The sequence below is a fragment of the Nocardioides pocheonensis genome (assembly GCF_003725535.1).
GTDB classification, from domain to species: domain Bacteria; phylum Actinomycetota; class Actinomycetes; order Propionibacteriales; family Nocardioidaceae; genus Marmoricola; species Marmoricola pocheonensis.
Window position 1 is genome coordinate 750,736 of sequence record NZ_RJSF01000040.1, and the last position, 15,659, is coordinate 766,394.

The following is a 15,659-nucleotide window of genomic DNA, read 5'->3' on the forward strand; positions in this document are numbered from 1 at the left end:
CTCACACCTCCACCTTCGCGACCTTGACCATCCAGAAGATCCCGATGGTGAGCAGGACCGCCATCCCGCTCAGCATCACCCAGCCGACCGGCGTGGTGTACATCGGGTGGACGTAGTCGGGCTTGGTCAGCGTCAGGTAGGCCAGGAACGCTGGGGGGAGCCCGCCGAGGATCCAGGCGGACAGCCGGCCCTCGGCCGACAGCGCCCGCACGTGTCGGCGCAGGAACTCACGCTCGCGAAGCGTCCCGGCGACGTTGTTGAGCAGCTCGGCGAGGTTTCCGCCGACCTCGCGCTGGATCCGGATCGCCATGACCACCCACTTGAAGTCGACGCTCTGCATCCGGGCGGCCACGCCCTCCAGGGCGTCCTCGAGGCCGACGCCGAGCCGGCTCTCCACGATCACGCGCTTGAACTCCGAGGTCATCGGCTCCTGGCCCTCGCGCACGATCGTGTCCAGCGACTGCGCGAGCGAGAGGCCGGCGGAGAGGCTGCCCGACATCAGCTGCAGGGTGTCGGGGAGGCTCGAGTCGAACGCCTTCAGGCGACGCGACCGCTTGAGCCCGAGGAACACCCACGGACCGATCAGCCCGAACAGCAGGAACAGCACCGCTGCGATCGGGCTGCCGCCGCTGAGCAGGAGTCCGAAGATGCCTGCGGCGAAGGCGATCCCGAGGTGCAGCAGGAGCCACTCGGAGGACTTCAGCGCCATCCCCGCACCCTCGAGGCGGCCGGCGATCCGGGCCTCGATGCCTGCGTTGGACGCCAGTGCCTTCTCCGCCGCTTGCTTCGCCTGGTCGGTGATCGATACCGACGACTGCTGCTTGATCTTGGCTCGGGAGACCCGTGCCCCCTCCTCGCTCGCGCTGTACAGCTGGAGCTGCTGGTCAATGGTCGGACGGTCGTCGGCCTTGCCTCCGCCGGCGAGCGCCGCAACGAGCCCGATCACGCCCACCGCGATCGCGGCGAGGGCGCCGTACATGGCGGCTTGCGGGATCTGCAGGTTCGACGACGCCGCCGGCTTGGCGGCGAACGGGTCGCCGGAGAGATCCTGCTTGGAGGCCACCTCGATGAAGGCGGACGCGGTGTGCGTGGCGTCCCCGGAGTCCAGGCTCACCGCCACGGTCCCTTCGGTGGCACGCTGCGTCTTCGGGACGGTGGCGGTCACGAGGATCTGCCGAACCAGTGCGGCGGCCTCGCTGTTGAACGCGGCTGCGAGGGCGTCGGAGTTCGCCGAGATCACCTGACCCCCGCTCGCGCTCGCCATGTCGGCGAGCGGCTGAGGTGCGGCGGCACCCTGGTCGAGCGCGACGACGTCGACCTTGATCTTCGCTGCCTTGATCGCGTCGATCACGGGCTGCAGCGGCGCCTTGGTGTTGTCCTTGCCGTCGGAGAGGACGAGGACCTGCCGTTGTCCGGCGGTCCCGGTGGCGGTGATGGCCGCCTGCACGCCCTGGTACAGAGCCGTGTTGTGCTTGAGCGTCAGGCCGCCGAGAACGGTCCGGACGGCGTTGTGGTCCAGGGTCGGTGGCTGTCGCACGACGACGTCGTTGTCGAACGTGACCAGACCGACCGCGACGTTCGCCGGCACCGTGTCGAGGTAGGTCGACGCGGCCGCCTTGGCGGCGTCGATGCGCGCGCCGTTCATGCTGTCGCTCGTGTCGATCGCGAGCACCGTCGTGCGTTGGATGTCGCTGTTGCTCGACGCGTTCTCGGCAGTGGCGTCGACCTTCTTGCCGTCGATCGTCACCGAGACGGACCCGAGGTCCACGACGGCGTCACCGGGCACGGAGACGAGCAGCTTGAGCTGTCCGTTGCTGTGCTCGGCGTGGTCGATGCTGGCGTCGTCGGCCGCCTGGGCCGGTCCGACGAGCACGCTGAGGAGGCCGAACGCAACCAGGCAGAGGACGGCCAGCCGGCGCAGGCCCGTGCTCACATCGTCTCCGGAACGAAGACGCGCGGGTCGACGACGACGTTCGCGAACGCCATCTTCTCGAGGAACTTCGGGCGCAGACCGGTGGCCTTGAGCGAACCGAGGCTGCGGCCCTCGGAGTCGAACCCTGCCTGCTGGTCGAACAGGAACACGTCCTGGAGCGTGATCACGTCACCCTCCATGCGCTCGACCTCGGTCACGTGCGTGATCCGGCGCGTGCCGTCCTTCAACCGGGCCTGGTGCACGATCAGGTCGACCGCGGAGGCGACCTGCTCGCGGATCGCCCGCATCGGGAGGTCCATGCCGGCCATCATCACCATGGTCTCGATGCGGGAGAGCGTGTCCCGGGGACCGTTGGAGTGGACGGTGGTGATCGAGCCGTCGTGGCCGGTGTTCATCGCCTGCAGCATGTCGAGCGCGGACGCGTCACGGACCTCGCCGACGACGATGCGGTCGGGTCGCATGCGGAGGCAGTTCCTGACCAGGTCACGGATCGTGACCGCACCCTTGCCCTCGATGTTCGCGGGCCGCGACTCCAGGCGGACCACGTGCTCCTGCTTGAGCTGGAGCTCGGCCGCGTCCTCGACGGTGACGATCCGCTCGTCGCTGGGGATGAACGAGGACAGCACGTTGAGCGTGGTCGTCTTTCCGGCACCGGTACCGCCGGAGACGATGATGTTCAGCCGTCCTCGCACGCACGCGTCGAGGAAGTCGGCGGTCTTGCGCGACAACGTGCCGAAGTCGATGAGGTCCTCCGCCGTCAACGGGTCGCGCGAGAACTTACGGATCGTCAGCGAGCTGCCGTCGATCGCCAGCGGCGGGACGACCGCGTTGACACGGCTGCCGTCGGGGAGACGGGCGTCGACCATCGGCGAGGACTCGTCGATCCGTCGACCGATCCGCGACACGATCTTGTCGATGGTGCGGCGCAGGTGCGCCTCGTCGTTGAACTTCGCCTCGACCCGGGTGAGGCGACCCTTGCGCTCGAGCCAGATGTCGAAGGGCCCGTTGACCATGACCTCGGAGACGCTGTCGTCGCGGAGGTAGGGCTCGATCGGGCCGTACCCGAGGATGTCGTCCGCGATCTCCTGGGTGATCCGCTGCCGGTCCGTGCTGGTCAGGGGCCGGTCGCTGGCCGCCATCACGTCCGCGAGTGCCTGCCGCACCATCGACTCGAGCTCCGTGGGGCTCAGGTTCGCGTCGTACAGCTTCGGCCCGAGCTGGATGAGCAGCTCCTCGTGGACGTTCTCCTTGAGGTCGTCGAAGCGGCCCTTGCTCGGTCCTCGCTTCTGGATCACGGGCGCCTCGACGCGCACGTGCGGAGCCGGGGGAGGCGTCGTTGCCACCGCCTCGCGGTGGCTGCCGCTCGCGGGGGGCGGCGGCGCCGTCGCGGTTGCGGCGGGCGGCGGCGGTGGTGCAGCGGGAGCAGGAGGCGGCGCTGGTGCGGCGGGCGGCTGCGCCGCCCGCGCGTCGGCCGGCTCGGCCGGGCTTCCTTGCTCGGTGGCGCCGGCGGCGCCGCGCATCAGCTCGGCGAGCCGATCAGAGAAATCGCTCATGTCCCACCCCAGTCACTTCCTTCGTCGACCGAAGACCCGGCGCTTGTGCTCGGAATCGATCGGCGTCCCCTCGGCCTTACCGGACTTCTTCCCGTCCTTGCTGTCGCTCCCGAGAGTCATCGCCAGCCGGATCAGCGCCTTGCTGACCGGGTGGTCCGGGCGGCTCAGGACGATCGGACGCCCGTGGTTGGTCGCATTCGCCACCGCCAGCGCGGTCGGCAACGCAGTGGCCACGGGCATCTTGAGCAGGGTCTCGACGTTCGCGGGCGAGAGGCCCACCTCGTCGTCGGCCCGGTTGAGCAGCAGGTGACGGTGACCCGAGACGAGATCGAGACCGTCGAGCGTCTCGATCGCCACCTTCATGTTCTTCACGGTCGGCACGTCCAGCGTGGCGACCAGGATGCACTCGTCGGTCTCGTCGAACGCGTGCAGCACCTGGTCGTCGAACGCAGGGGACGTGTCCACGATGATGTAGTCGAAGTGCCGTCGCAGCACGCGCAGCACGCGGCGGACGAGGGCCGGGGAGATCCGGTCCTTGCCCTCAGGGTGCGTCGGCGCCGCGAGGATCGAGCAGTTCTCGTGCCGGGTGAGGAGTGTCTCCAGGAAGCCGAAGTCGAGGTGCTCCTCGGCGTCGACCGCCTCGGCGATCGTGTGCTCCGGGATGAGCTGCAGCGTGATCGCGACGTCGCCGAAGGCGAGGTCCAGGTCGACCAGGCAGACCCGGGCCGCCCCCGTGCCGCTCAGGGCCACCGCGAGATTGACCGCCACGGTGGTCTTCCCGACGCCGCCCTTGGGAGAGAAGACCGTGATCACCTTGCCGCTGCGCTCGCCGCTGGAGTCGGCCGGTCCCCGGATCGCCTCCCAGGTGATCTTGCTGCGCTCGACGGCCGCGGCCATGCCGTCGACGTCGTTGGCAGCGACCACCGCCGGGATCCCGGCGCTCATCGCGATCTGGAAGACGCCGGCAGACAGCTCGTGCCGCAGGAGCACGATGCCGGTCGTGGGGTGGTCGTAGCGCAGCCGCTCGGCGAGCTCGACCGCCTGGTTCAGGTCGGTGTTCGGGCCGAGGACGACGGCGTACTCGTCCTCCTTCTTGGCGAGCCAGTTGTCCAGCTGGTCAATGCTCGCGACCACCTGCGTGCCCGAGGGCAGGCCGGCGGCGAGGGCGTTGGCCCAGGCGGCGTCGTTCTCGACGAGGACTGGCATGTGGGGACCTTTCGGGAGGGCGCCGGGAGGGTCACTTGAACAGGTTGTCTGCGTTCGCGCCGGGGTCAGGCGCGACCTTCGAGTCCTGGTTGAGCAGGCCGAAGGCCAGCTCTCCACTTCCACTGGCGAAGAGGATCTTCTCCGCTTGCGCCTGGGTCACGCCCAACGTGAACAGCGTACGGGGAAGCTGCTCGGTCGTCTGCGCTCCGGTCGGGTCGGTCGTCGTGGTGGAGACCACCGTCGTCGTACCGACCGCGATCACCTCGACGTCGGTCAGGAGCAGGCGCGTGAACGACCCGAGGCCTGCGCCGCCGCCGGAGTTCATGAAGATCGCGACCTTGTCACCCGGGTTGACGAACCCGGCGACGCGCGCCGTGTCGGTCAGGTTGATGGAGACGGCGATGTCGCCCTTGGGGATCGTGAGGGTGTTCGACGAGGCGGTCGTGGTGCCGAACTTGCTGGCGATGATCTGCTCGCCCGGGTAGATGTTCGTCTGAGCGATCTGGCCGCTGATCGCGTCCAGCGAGTCCAGGGCGTCCGGCAGCCGCTCACCCTGGCCGACGGTGCTCTCCTCGATCTTGCCCGCGGCCTGCGCCGCCGCGACGGTCTCGCCGATGTTGATCTGCTTGACCGCCTTCAGCACCTGCACGGCGTGGTACTTCTCGTTGGCGCGGTTGTCCGCGCCCCGTACGTAGAGGAAGACCAGCAGCGTGCCCAGGGCGGCGATGATGGCGGCAACGACCAGCAGTACTCTCCGGCGATCCATGAGCGATGCTCCTTCGTCGGCGGCGCTCTCCCGTCGGCCCCCGAGGGCGAGGTGCCCTCCAGGAGTCGCGCACGCGAGCACCGCTAATGATCTCGGCCGACACCCCCTCCGGTGCCGGTGCACGAGAAACTCTGCCCGATGTCCACACGCCATGCACACGGACCGGCCGTACATGACCCATCCGGGAGTCCGGGATAGCCCGAAATGACTAGGTTGGGCCCTAAGTCCCTACCAATTTCGGGCGTTTCCGGGCGTTCTAACGGGAGTAGAGCGCCTCGACCTCGTCGACGTGGTCACGCATCACCACGGCCCGGCGGAGCTTCAGGCTGGGGGTCAGCTGACCCCCCTCCTCGGTCCACTCGTCGGGCAGGATCCGGAACTTCCGGATCGACTCGGCCTTCGAGACGGCCTTGTTGGCCTCCTCGACGGCGGCCTCGATCTCGGCGTACAGGTCGACGTCGTCGAGCAGCTTGGCCAGGTCGGTGGGCTTGCCGTGCTGCTCGGCCCATGTCGGCACCGTCTCGCGGTCCAGGGTGATCAGGACGCCGATGAAGGGGCGACCGTCGCCGACGACGACGCACTGGTCGACGAGGAGGTGGCCGCGGAGGCGGTCCTCGAGCACCGCCGGAGCGACGTTCTTGCCGCCGGCGGTCACGATGATCTCCTTCTTCCGACCGGTGATCCTGACGAAGCCCTCGTCGTCGATCTCGCCGACGTCGCCCGTGTGGAACCAGCCGTCGTCGTCCTTCGCCTCCGCGGTGGCGCGGTCGTTGTGCCAGTAGCCCTCGAAGACCTGGCCGCCCTTGAACAGCAGCTCCCCGTCGTCGGCGACGCGGACGCTGGTGCCCTGGAGCGGGCGCCCGACGGTGCCGACCTTCTGCGCGTCGGGGAGGTTCGCGGTCAGCGCCGCCGTCGTCTCGGTCAGTCCGTAGCCCTCGAGGACGTTGACGCCGATGCCGCGGTAGAAGTGGCCCAGGCGGTCGCCGAGGGGAGCACCGCCCGAGACGGCGTGCTCGCAGTTGCCTCCGAGCGCCTCGCGCAGCCTGCTGTAGACGAGCCGGTCGAACAGGGCGTGCTGGGCCCGGACCGCGAGGCTCGTGCGGCCGGTCTCGATGCCGCGTGACCAGGCGATCGCGACGTCGGCGGCCCGGTTGAAGATCCGGCCCCGGCCGTCGGCCGCCGCACGCTGGGACGCGGTGTTGAAGACCTTCTCGAACACGCGCGGGACGGCGAGGATGAACGTCGGCTTGAAGACCGCCAGGTCGTCGAGCAGGTGCTTGATGTCCGCGGAGTGGCCCATCTTGACGCGGGCCCGCACGCAGCCGATCTGGATGATGCGGGCGAACACGTGCGCGAGCGGCAGGAAGAGCAGCGTGGAGGCCCCCTCGGCGTCGAAGAGCCGGTGCAGCTCCGCGACCGCGACGGTCAGCTCGAACATGAAGTTGCCGTGGGTGAGCATGCAGCCCTTGGGATGACCGGTGGTGCCCGAGGTGTAGATCAGGGTCGCGAGGGAGTCCGGTCCCGCCGTCGTACGGCGCTCCTCGATGACGTCGTCGCCGATCTCGTGGCCGAGCGTGGTGAGCACGGCGACCGCGTTGTCCTCGATGGACCACACGTGGTGCAGGTCGTCGACCCGGTCGCGCACCTCCTTGAGCCGCGCCGTGTGCTCCGGGGTCTCCGCGACGACGGCGCGCGCTCCGGAGTCCTCGAGGATCCACTCGATCTGCTCGGCGCTGGAGGTCTCGTAGATCGGCACGGTCACGGCGCCGGCGAACCAGATCGCGTAGTCGAACAGCGTCCACTCGTACCGGGTGCGGGAGAGCAGGGCCACGCGGTCGCCCGCCTCGATGCCGGCCGCCACGAGACCCTTCGCCACCGAGCGAACCTCGTCGAGGAACTGCCGCGCGGTGACGTCGCGCCAGCCCTCGGTGGTGCGCCGTGAGAACGCGACGCGCTCGGGGTCCTCGGTCGCGTTGCGCACGACGTCGTCGGTGAGATTGCCGGTGGTCGCCACCGGGACCTGCAAGGCGGTGGAGTACTCGCGCACGCTGCTCCTTGTCACGTCTGGCTCGACGGGTGCTCGACGGGGCTCGACGGGGCTGGACGGCGTCGACCCGTGTGAGGTCCGTCGCCACCTGCACCGTACTCGTGCCCCGAACCGATCCGATAGCCTCGTCGCCATGCCCGAACAGACCACCTCGAGCATCGAGATCGATGCCGCGCCCGAACAGGTGATGGCCGTCATCGTCGACTTCGAGGACTACCCCGCGTGGGTCCAGGGCATGAAGCACGTGGAGGTGGTCCGCCGCGACGCCGAGGGGCGGGCCGAGCAGGTGCACTTCGACCTCGATGCAGGGGTGAAGGACGCCTACACGCTCGCCTACGACTACGCCGGGCCGCACACCCTGCACTGGCACCTCGTCGAGGGCAAGCTGATGCGGGGGATGGACGGCACCTACGAGCTGACCGCGTCCGGCTCCGGCACCCACGTCACCTACCGGCTCGCCGTCGACCTGGCGATCCCGATGATCGGCATGCTGCGTCGCAAGGCCGAGAAGGTGATCATCGACACCGCGCTGAAAGGGCTGAAGAAGCGCGTCGAGTCGATCGGGTGACCCGTTGACCAGTGCTCCGCGGATCATCCTGTTCACGGGCAAGGGCGGGGTCGGCAAGTCCACCTCCGCCGCCGGTACGGCGGCGCTCGCGGCTCGGCGCGGCCAGCGCACGCTGGTCCTCTCGACCGACGCGGCCCACTCGCTGGCCGACGCCTTCGGAGAGTCGATCGGCCCGGAGCCGACCGCGGTCGCGGAGAACCTGTGGGTGCACCAGGTGGACGCCCAGCGCCGGTTCGAGCGGTCGTGGGGAGACATCCAGGGCTACCTGATGTCGGTGCTCGACGCGGCCGGGGTCGATCCGATCACCGCCGAGGAGCTGACGGTGATCCCGGGCGCCGAGGAGGTGCTCGCCCTGCTCGAGCTGCGGACCCACGCGCTCTCCGGGCGCTGGGACGTGATCGTCGTCGACTGCGCACCGACCGCCGAGACGCTCCGGTTGCTCGCGCTGCCCGAGGCCCTGAACTGGTACATGGCACGGATGTTCGGCGTGCAGCGGCGGGTGGTGAGGGCGCTGCGCCCGATGCTGTCGCGGGCGGCCGGGGTGCCGATGCCCGAGGACTCGGTCTTCGAGGCGGTCGAGCGGCTCCACCAGGACCTGGACGAGGTGCAGCGCATCCTCACCGACAAGGACGCGAGCGTGCGCCTGGTGCTCACGCCGGAGACGGTCGTCGTCGCCGAGGCCCGGCGATCGCTGACGACCCTCTCGCTCTACGGCTACCGCGTCGACGGGGTGATCGCGAACCGGGTGTTCCCCAGCGACGGGGCCGACGAGTGGCGCGATGCCTGGGTCTCCGCCCAGCGGTCGGTGCTGGCGGAGGTCCGCCAGTCCTTCGTCGACCTGCCGATCTGGATGTCCTCGTACCAGCCCGGAGAGCCCGTGGGCACCGAGGCGCTCGCGTCGTTCGCCGAGGCGGCGTACACCGGCGACGACCCGCTCGCGACGCCTACCGGTGACGGACCCATGACGATCACCCGCATCGACGGCGGGGCCCTGCTGCGGATCGCGCTCCCGTTCGCGGAGAAGAAGGACGTCGACCTGGCCCGGCACGGCGACGAGCTGGTCGTCACGGTCGGGTCGTACCGCCGCCTGCTGGCCCTCCCAGCCGCACTCGCGCGTCACACCGTGACCGGTGCCCGGGTGGGCTCGGGCTCGCTCCAGGTGAAGTTCCGCATCGACCAGGACCTCGCGCCCGCAACCTCTGCGGGTGCCGACCAGGAGGAGTCTCCGTGAGCGACGACACCGACCAGCCCTCCGGAGGACCCGGACCCACGGGTCCCCGGGCCGGCAGCGACGAACCGGTCGGCAGCGTCGGGGAGGAGGCGGCCAAGCTCTTCGCCGCGCTCTCGACCTGGGCGCGTGACCAGGGTGTCGAGCACGTCGGCACCGCCGCCGGCGCCGCCTCGGCCGTGTCGGAGGCGATGCACTCGATCAACGAGCACGTCGCGACCGGCTCCGAGGACTGCCGCTACTGCCCGGTGTGCCAGGTGATCCACCTGGTCCGTACGACGAGCCCGGAGGTGAAGGCCCACCTCGCCGTCGCGGCGAGCTCGCTCATGCACGCCGCGGCCGGAGTGCTGGCCACGCAGGTGCCGGCCGACAAGAAGGGCCCGGTCGAGAAGATCGACCTCGACGACACCGACTGGGACGACGCCTGACGGTGCGGACCTGCTCGCCGGCTAGCGGCGGCGGTGGTCCGGCACCAGCTCGACGGCCAGCTGCTCGAGGAACAGGCCGACGTCGGTCACGATGCCGCGGGCCTGGGACGACCCGCGGTCGGCCAGCTTCGTGACCGTGGCCGGGTTGATGTCCACGCAGACGAGCGGGATGGACGCCGGCAGGATGTTGCCGGTGGCCACGGAGTGCAGCATCGTCGCGACCATCACGCAGTAGCCGACGTCCGCCAGCTCGGCCCGCATGGCCCGCTGGCCCTCGATCACGTCGGTGTGCACGTCCGGCAGCGGACCGTCGTCCCGGACGGAGCCGACGAGCACGAACCGCTTGCCCTGGGTCACCAGCGCGTGCATGATCCCGCCCGTCAGCACGCCCTGGTCGACCGCCGCCTTGATCGAACCGGCCTTGCGGATGGTGTTGATCGCGCGGATGTGGTGCTCGTGGCCGTGCTCGACTCCTTGGCCCATGGCGAGGTCGACGCCGAGCGAGGTGCCGTAGAGCGCGGCCTCGATGTCGTGGGTCGCCAGCGCGTTGCCGGCGAACAGCACGTCGACGTACCCGGCCTTCACGAGCTCGACCATCGCCGGCGCGGCGCCGGTGTGCACGACGCCCGGGCCGCCGACCCAGAGCACCTTCTTGCCGGCCTCCTTGGCCTGCCGCATGCCGTCGGCCACCTGGCGGACCAGCACGGCCTGCGGCTTCTCGCTGGAGACGATCGACTCCATGAACCCGAAGCCGCCCTCCTCGCGCGTGCTGATCGGCACCCGGACCTTGATGCCGGAGGCGCCCGACACGACCTTCATGCCCGCCTTCACGTCGGCCATCGGGAGGGTGTGGACGCGGGCCGTCGCGCCGCTGTCGTCCACGACGAGACCGCAGTCCATCTCGGGGTTGTCGACCAGGACCCAGGAGCCGTTCAGGCGCACCTCGGTCTCGAGGTTCGTGCTGGAGTAGAAGCCGTCGGGGAAGACGCCGTCCTGCTCGCAGACCGACACCTCCGCCTCGCCGGGGTCGACCTGGTTCACCCCTCGGGTCTGCAGCCGCATCAGCAGGCGCTGGAGCGCCTCGTCGTCCTCCGCCGACACGCTGATCACGGCGCGGGAGATGTCGCCTGCGTCGTGCCCGACGTCGAACCGGTCGATGACGTAGTCGCCGTCGTACTCACGGATGTCGTCGAGCACCCGCGACAGGATGCCGGAGTCCATCAGGTGACCCGTGATCTCCACGGTCTCGGTGCGCACACTCGCTCCTTCTCGGTCGTGCTCGGTCGCCGCCGGTGAGCGCGGCAGGTCACACGACGGCGCCGTCGTCCCAGCCGCCGTCGGGGTCCTTCGGGCCGCCCATCGTCGCGACCAGGTAGCCGAAGCCGCCGACGAACCAGAGGAGCGCGAGGAACCCCAGGGGTGACGGTAGCGAGACGTGGAGCACGATGCAGACCAGCACCACCGTCGGCACGCCGAAGAGCCCGAGCCAGGCCACCAGCCTCAACCCGTGCGGCCTCGGCACCGGGGGCGGCGGAGGCGGGACGAACCCCTCCTCGTCCTCGGCGGGCGTCCACGACCGCGGTCCCAGCTCCGCGGCGAGCTCATGGCTCACGGGCGGCTCGGTCGACGCGTCCGCGGCGGGTTCGGGCGTCGGGTCCGCGGCCGGTACGTCGGGACGGTCGCCGTAGTGGTCGACGATCGACTGCCAGACCGCGTCCTCGCGCGCCCGGCGGGCCGCCTCGTCGCCGCTGCCGCCGGTGAACCCCTCGTTGCCGCTGCCGCCCGCCTCGCCCGTCAAGGTGCGGTGACCCTCCGGACGAACTCGGCCGACTCCTCGAAGATCTGCGGTGCGTCGTTGTCCAGCGTGGCCACGTGGTAGCTGTTCTCGAGCACCCGCTCGGTCACGTCACGCGACGAGACGCTGCCCAGGATGATCCGCGCCGACGACGGGTCGACCACGTGGTCCTCGGCGGATCGGAAGAGGAGCAGGGGGGCCGTGACCTTGGGCAGGTCCTCGCGGACCTCCTTCCAGGTGACGATCATCGAGTGCAGCGCACGCAGCGGTGTGCGGTCGTAGCCGTGCTCGGAGACCCCCGGCTTCTTGATGTCGTTGGCGATCCCGGGCATCGACTTCACGACGTACTTGAGCGCCGGCAGGGCGAGCAGCTGCTTGTTCGTGCTGGCGACGGCGGGGTTCACCAGGACGAGGCCGGCCACGTCGCGCGGGTGCTTCGCGGCCAGCCAGATCGCCAGGCAGCCGCCCATCGAGAGGCCGCCCACGACCACGACGTCGCAGCGCGCCCTGAGGGCCTCGAACTCGCGCTCGATCGCCTCGTAGTAGTGGCCGAAGGTCGTGGGCAGCATGTCCTGCCACCGGGTGCCGTGGCCGGGCAGCAGCGGCACGGACACGGCGTACCCCTGCTCGGCGAGGTAGCGGCCCCAGGGCACCATCGACGCCGGTGAACCGGTGAAACCGTGACTGAGCAGCACGCCGACCCGCCTGCCGGAGCCGTCCGGTGTGCCATCGCTCTGGAACGGCTCGGCGTGGGGTGCCAGTGCCACCGGGATCCCTCGTTTCAGGTCAGCCGGCGGGGCTCCGCCGGGCCGGTCGCCCACGGACTGGGCAGGATGTCCTCATCGTTTCACGGGCACCCCAGAGGGGCTAGGGTGCGGGGGACGGAGGAGGTCTGGGTTGTTCTACTGGTTCCTGAAGTGGATCGCACTCGGTCCGCTGCTGCGCCTGGTGTTCCGTCCCCAGGTCGAAGGCGCCGAGAACGTCCCCTCGGAGGGACCGGCGATCCTCGCCAGCAACCACCTCTCCTACGCCGACTGGCTGTTCATGCCGCTCACGCTCCCGCGGCGGGTCACCTTCGTGGCGAAGGCGGAGTACTTCAACACGCCGGGCATCAAGGGCTGGTTCCAGCGGATGTTCTTCTCGGGGTCCGGCCAGGTCCCGATCGACCGCTCCGGCGCGTCCGCGGCCGAAGGAGCGCTGACCGCCGCGAAGCGGGTCCTGGCCGACGGTGAGCTCTTCGGCATCTACCCCGAGGGCACCCGCTCCCACGACGGGCGGCTCTACCGCGGGAAGACAGGCGTCGCGCGGCTGGCTCTGGAGACCGGGGTGCCGGTGATCCCGGTCGCGGTCGTGGGCACCGACGTGGTGGCGCCCCCGGGCAAGAAGTTCGGGTCGTTCACCCGGCCCGTCGTGCGCTTCGGCAAGCCGCTGGACTTCGAGCGCTACGAGGGCCTCGACAACGACCGGTACATCCTCCGCTCGGTGACCGACGAGATCATGTACGAGATCATGAAGCTCTCCGGGCAGGAGTACGTCGACATGTACGCCAGCCGTGCCAAGGAGGAGGCCAAGCGGGTGGAGGCCGCCGCCCGCGCTGCGCAGCGTGCGACCGCGGCGCAGGCCGAGGGGGTCGTGGAGGCGGCAGCCGGCGCGGACGCCGACGCCAGCCCCGAGACCAAGGCCTCGTAGCCCCGCGGCTGCCGCGCTCCCCGCATGACGATCCACTCGTCGAACCCGTTCGCCACCGAACCCGACCCCGTACGCCGCTTCCGCGGCCGGCTCGGAGGGGCGGTCTCGCTGTGGACCACGGGCGCCGGCGCCGCTCGGGCCGGCCTGACGGTCGCGTCGGTCATGGTCGCCAACGGCTCGCCCGGTCGCCTGCTCGGGCTGCTCGACCCGGATGCGACGCTCACCGAGGAGCTGCTCCGCACCGGCCTCGGAGTCGTCCAGCTGCTCGAGTGGGACGACCGCGACCTGGCGGACGCCTTCGGTGGGGTGGCTCCCGCACCCGGCGGTCCCTTCGTGGGCGGCACCTGGCAGGAGACCGACCACGGGCCGCTCCTCGAGGGGCGGACCCACGCGCTCGTGGCCGTGGAGTCGGCGGTCGAGGTCGGCTGGTCGTTGCTGGTCACGACGACGACGGAGCAGGTGGTCGTGGTCGAGGAGCGCCGCCCGCTGGAGCACCGCCGAGGGCGGTACCTGACTCCGTAGCGCGCGCCGCCGGGCCCGCTCGGGTCCCGTGGGCCCGTCGGCCTCAGCTCGCGACCGGCTCGGCCGATGGGAACACGACCACATCTCGGAGGGGAAGTCACCGGGAAGAACCGGGGTACGGGTAGCGTTGCGGTAGCAGACGGAAGAGGAGACGCAGATGGTGCTTTTTCGCCGCCAGCTCGGCGACGTGCTCCGCGGTGAGCGGATGCGTCGCGGCATGACCCTGCGGGAGCTCTCCTCCGAGGCCCGGATCAGCCTGGGCTACATCTCCGAGATCGAGCGCGGCCAGAAGGAAGCCTCCTCCGAGCTGCTGTTCTCGCTGTGCGAGGCGCTCGAGGTGCCGTTGTCCGAGGTGCTGCGCGAGGTCAGCGACACGGTCGCGATCGAGGAGCAGCGCGTCGCGGCCGAGACGGCCGTCGAGCGCGTGCCCGCGCGGGCCGGCGCCGTGGTCGCGTCCGCGGCCTGACCCGGGGCGAATTCACAACTTCAGTAGCGAATTCGCCGCTCACGCGACCCCGGTCGCACTCTCCAGCAGGTCCAGCTCCTCGTCGAGGAAGGTCAGCAGCCGCTGCAGGTGCGGCACCGACCGGCGGCACCCGGTCAGGCCGAAGCACATGTCGTCGGCGTAGCTGTTGCAGGTGATGTTCAGGGCCATGCCCTGCATCGGCACCGAGACCGGGTAGGTGCCGGTGAGCCGGGCGCCGTTGAGGTACTGCGTCGACCGCGGCCCGGGCACGTTGGAGATGATCAGGTTGAACGGCGGCCGGACGATGCCGTTGAGCCGCAGCATCGGGATCACGATCGACGGAGCCATGCCGAGCGCGCTCATCGCGATGATCTGGTTCGGCGTCATCGAGCCGAGTGCTTCCTTGCCGGCCTTCATCGACCCGTGGATCGAGCTGAGCCGGTCGGCCGGGTCGGCCAGGTCGGTGCCCAGGCGGACCATCACGGAGCCGACCGCGTTGCCGCCGCCGCCTGACATCGAGTCCGCCCCGCGCGACTTGAGCCCGACCGGGACCATCGAGACGAGCGACGAGCTCGGCAGCCGGCCGAGCTCCTGGAGGTAGGACCGCACGGCACCGCTGCACATCGCCAGCACCACGTCGTTGAGGGTGGTGCCGCTGGCCTTCGAGATCGCGCGGATCCGGTCGAGGGGCCAGTCCTGGGCGGCAAACCGGCGCGACCCGGTGATGTTGACGTTGAACATCGTCTTCGGCGCGTGCAGCGACAGGGCCGAGGTCTCGTTGCGGATGCCCTTCGTGAGCGTCTTGATGAACGCCGCGGGCAGGCCGGCCGCCTCCGCCGTGAGGCCCATCGCCGTGCGCAGGGCGCTCATCGGCACCTCGGCCAGGCTGTGCTCCGCCTCCTCACGTGCCTTCGCGGTGCGCTTCAGCGCCCGGGCGTCGAACGGCAGCGGCATGTCGCGCTTGTCGGGGTCGGTGGTGAGCACGCTCTGCATCAGGCGCATCGCCGAGATGCCGTCGACCAGCGCGTGGTGCATCTTGGTGTACATCGCCACGCGGCCGTCGGACAGCCCCTCGATGATGTGCGCCTCCCACAACGGGCGCTCGCGGGCGAGGCGGGTGCCGTGCAGCCGGCTGACCAGCTCGAGCAGCTCGCGGACGCGTCCGGGCTGGGGGAGAGCGTTGTGGCGGACGTGGTGCTCGATGTCGAACTGCTTGTCCTCGGCCCAGACCCACTGACCGAGGCTGCCGACCGACAGCGTGGGCCGCTTCTTGAACAGCGGCGCGATCTCCTCGACGGCCAGGGCGGACTCGAAGAGGCGTCGGGCGAAGTCGTCGCCGGCGTCGTCGGGCTTCTCGAACAGCTGCAGCCCGGCGACGTGCATCGGCTGGCTGCGCGTCTCCGCGAGGAGGAAGCCGAGGGAGGTGGGGTCGATGATCGCGGGCATTGGCCGATCCTC

The 15,659-nt window shown here is 70.2% G+C and carries 15 protein-coding genes; 6 read left to right on the forward strand and 9 right to left on the reverse strand.

What is annotated here, in order from left to right:
* Position 1: 1 nt before the first annotated feature.
* The 5 genes from EFL26_RS14445 to EFL26_RS14465 form a co-directional block, all read right to left on the reverse strand.
* Positions 2-1,933, reverse strand: coding sequence for a type II secretion system F family protein (locus EFL26_RS14445; protein WP_123223532.1), 1,932 nt, complete (start codon positions 1,931-1,933; stop codon positions 2-4).
* Positions 1,930-3,486, reverse strand: coding sequence for a TadA family conjugal transfer-associated ATPase (locus EFL26_RS14450; protein ID WP_246000199.1), 1,557 nt, complete (start codon positions 3,484-3,486; stop codon positions 1,930-1,932). The genes EFL26_RS14445 and EFL26_RS14450 overlap by 4 nt, the downstream gene beginning before the upstream one ends.
* 12 nt (positions 3,487-3,498) lie before the next feature.
* Complete coding sequence (locus EFL26_RS14455) at positions 3,499-4,692, reverse strand: CpaE/TadZ family protein (protein ID WP_123223533.1); 1,194 nt, start codon at positions 4,690-4,692, stop codon at positions 3,499-3,501.
* 31 nt (positions 4,693-4,723) lie between these two features.
* Positions 4,724-5,458, reverse strand: coding sequence for a Flp pilus assembly protein CpaB (gene cpaB / locus EFL26_RS14460; protein ID WP_183408192.1), 735 nt, complete (start codon positions 5,456-5,458; stop codon positions 4,724-4,726).
* A gap of 256 nt (positions 5,459-5,714) precedes the next feature.
* Positions 5,715-7,505, reverse strand: coding sequence for an AMP-dependent synthetase/ligase (locus EFL26_RS14465; RefSeq protein ID WP_221176958.1), 1,791 nt, complete (start codon positions 7,503-7,505; stop codon positions 5,715-5,717).
* Between the two features lie 133 nt (positions 7,506-7,638).
* On the opposite strand from EFL26_RS14465, the gene EFL26_RS14470 reads away from it, so the two are divergent.
* Genes EFL26_RS14470 through EFL26_RS14480 form a run of 3 tightly spaced genes read left to right on the forward strand, consistent with a single transcriptional unit; the run spans position 7,639 to position 9,729 of the window.
* The gene (locus EFL26_RS14470) at positions 7,639-8,073 is read left to right on the forward strand and encodes an SRPBCC family protein (protein WP_123223536.1); all 435 of its coding nucleotides are present in this window, start codon (positions 7,639-7,641) and stop codon (positions 8,071-8,073) included.
* A 4-nt stretch (positions 8,074-8,077) separates the two neighbouring features.
* Entirely contained in the window at positions 8,078-9,304 is a 1,227-nt protein-coding gene (locus EFL26_RS14475) for an ArsA family ATPase (protein WP_123223537.1), read from the forward strand.
* Positions 9,301-9,729, forward strand: coding sequence for a hypothetical protein (locus EFL26_RS14480; RefSeq protein WP_123223538.1), 429 nt, complete (start codon positions 9,301-9,303; stop codon positions 9,727-9,729). The genes EFL26_RS14475 and EFL26_RS14480 overlap by 4 nt, the downstream gene beginning before the upstream one ends.
* A 21-nt stretch (positions 9,730-9,750) precedes the next feature.
* On the opposite strand, the gene EFL26_RS14485 is transcribed toward EFL26_RS14480, so the two are convergent.
* Genes EFL26_RS14485 through EFL26_RS14495 form a run of 3 tightly spaced genes read right to left on the reverse strand, consistent with a single transcriptional unit; the run spans position 9,751 to position 12,291 of the window.
* A complete protein-coding gene (locus EFL26_RS14485) occupies positions 9,751-10,986 on the reverse strand; it encodes an ornithine cyclodeaminase, nickel-pincer nucleotide-dependent (protein WP_123223539.1) in 1,236 nt (411 codons plus the stop codon).
* Between the two features lie 49 nt (positions 10,987-11,035).
* Positions 11,036-11,527: a hypothetical protein gene (locus tag EFL26_RS14490; RefSeq protein WP_123223540.1), complete on the reverse strand. Its 492-nt coding sequence runs from the start codon at positions 11,525-11,527 to the stop codon at positions 11,036-11,038.
* Positions 11,524-12,291: an alpha/beta hydrolase gene (locus EFL26_RS14495; RefSeq protein WP_123223541.1), complete on the reverse strand. Its 768-nt coding sequence runs from the start codon at positions 12,289-12,291 to the stop codon at positions 11,524-11,526. Before EFL26_RS14495 ends, EFL26_RS14490 begins: the two co-directional genes overlap by 4 nt.
* A gap of 130 nt (positions 12,292-12,421) precedes the next feature.
* On the opposite strand from EFL26_RS14495, the gene EFL26_RS14500 reads away from it, so the two are divergent.
* The 3 genes from EFL26_RS14500 to EFL26_RS14510 all read left to right on the forward strand — a co-directional run bounded on the left by EFL26_RS14500 (position 12,422) and on the right by EFL26_RS14510 (position 14,201).
* Positions 12,422-13,213, forward strand: a complete 792-nt coding sequence (locus EFL26_RS14500; protein WP_123223542.1) for a lysophospholipid acyltransferase family protein — start codon at positions 12,422-12,424, stop codon at positions 13,211-13,213.
* Between the two features lie 24 nt (positions 13,214-13,237).
* Positions 13,238-13,735: a flavin reductase family protein gene (locus EFL26_RS14505; protein ID WP_123223543.1), complete on the forward strand. Its 498-nt coding sequence runs from the start codon at positions 13,238-13,240 to the stop codon at positions 13,733-13,735.
* A gap of 157 nt (positions 13,736-13,892) precedes the next feature.
* Entirely contained in the window at positions 13,893-14,201 is a 309-nt protein-coding gene (locus EFL26_RS14510; RefSeq protein WP_123223544.1) for a helix-turn-helix domain-containing protein, read from the forward strand.
* 39 nt (positions 14,202-14,240) lie between these two features.
* Here the strand turns inward: EFL26_RS14510 and EFL26_RS14515 are convergent, their stop codons facing one another.
* The gene (locus EFL26_RS14515) at positions 14,241-15,647 is read right to left on the reverse strand and encodes a WS/DGAT/MGAT family O-acyltransferase (RefSeq protein ID WP_123223545.1); all 1,407 of its coding nucleotides are present in this window, start codon (positions 15,645-15,647) and stop codon (positions 14,241-14,243) included.
* Between the last annotated feature and the right edge of the window lie 12 nt (positions 15,648-15,659).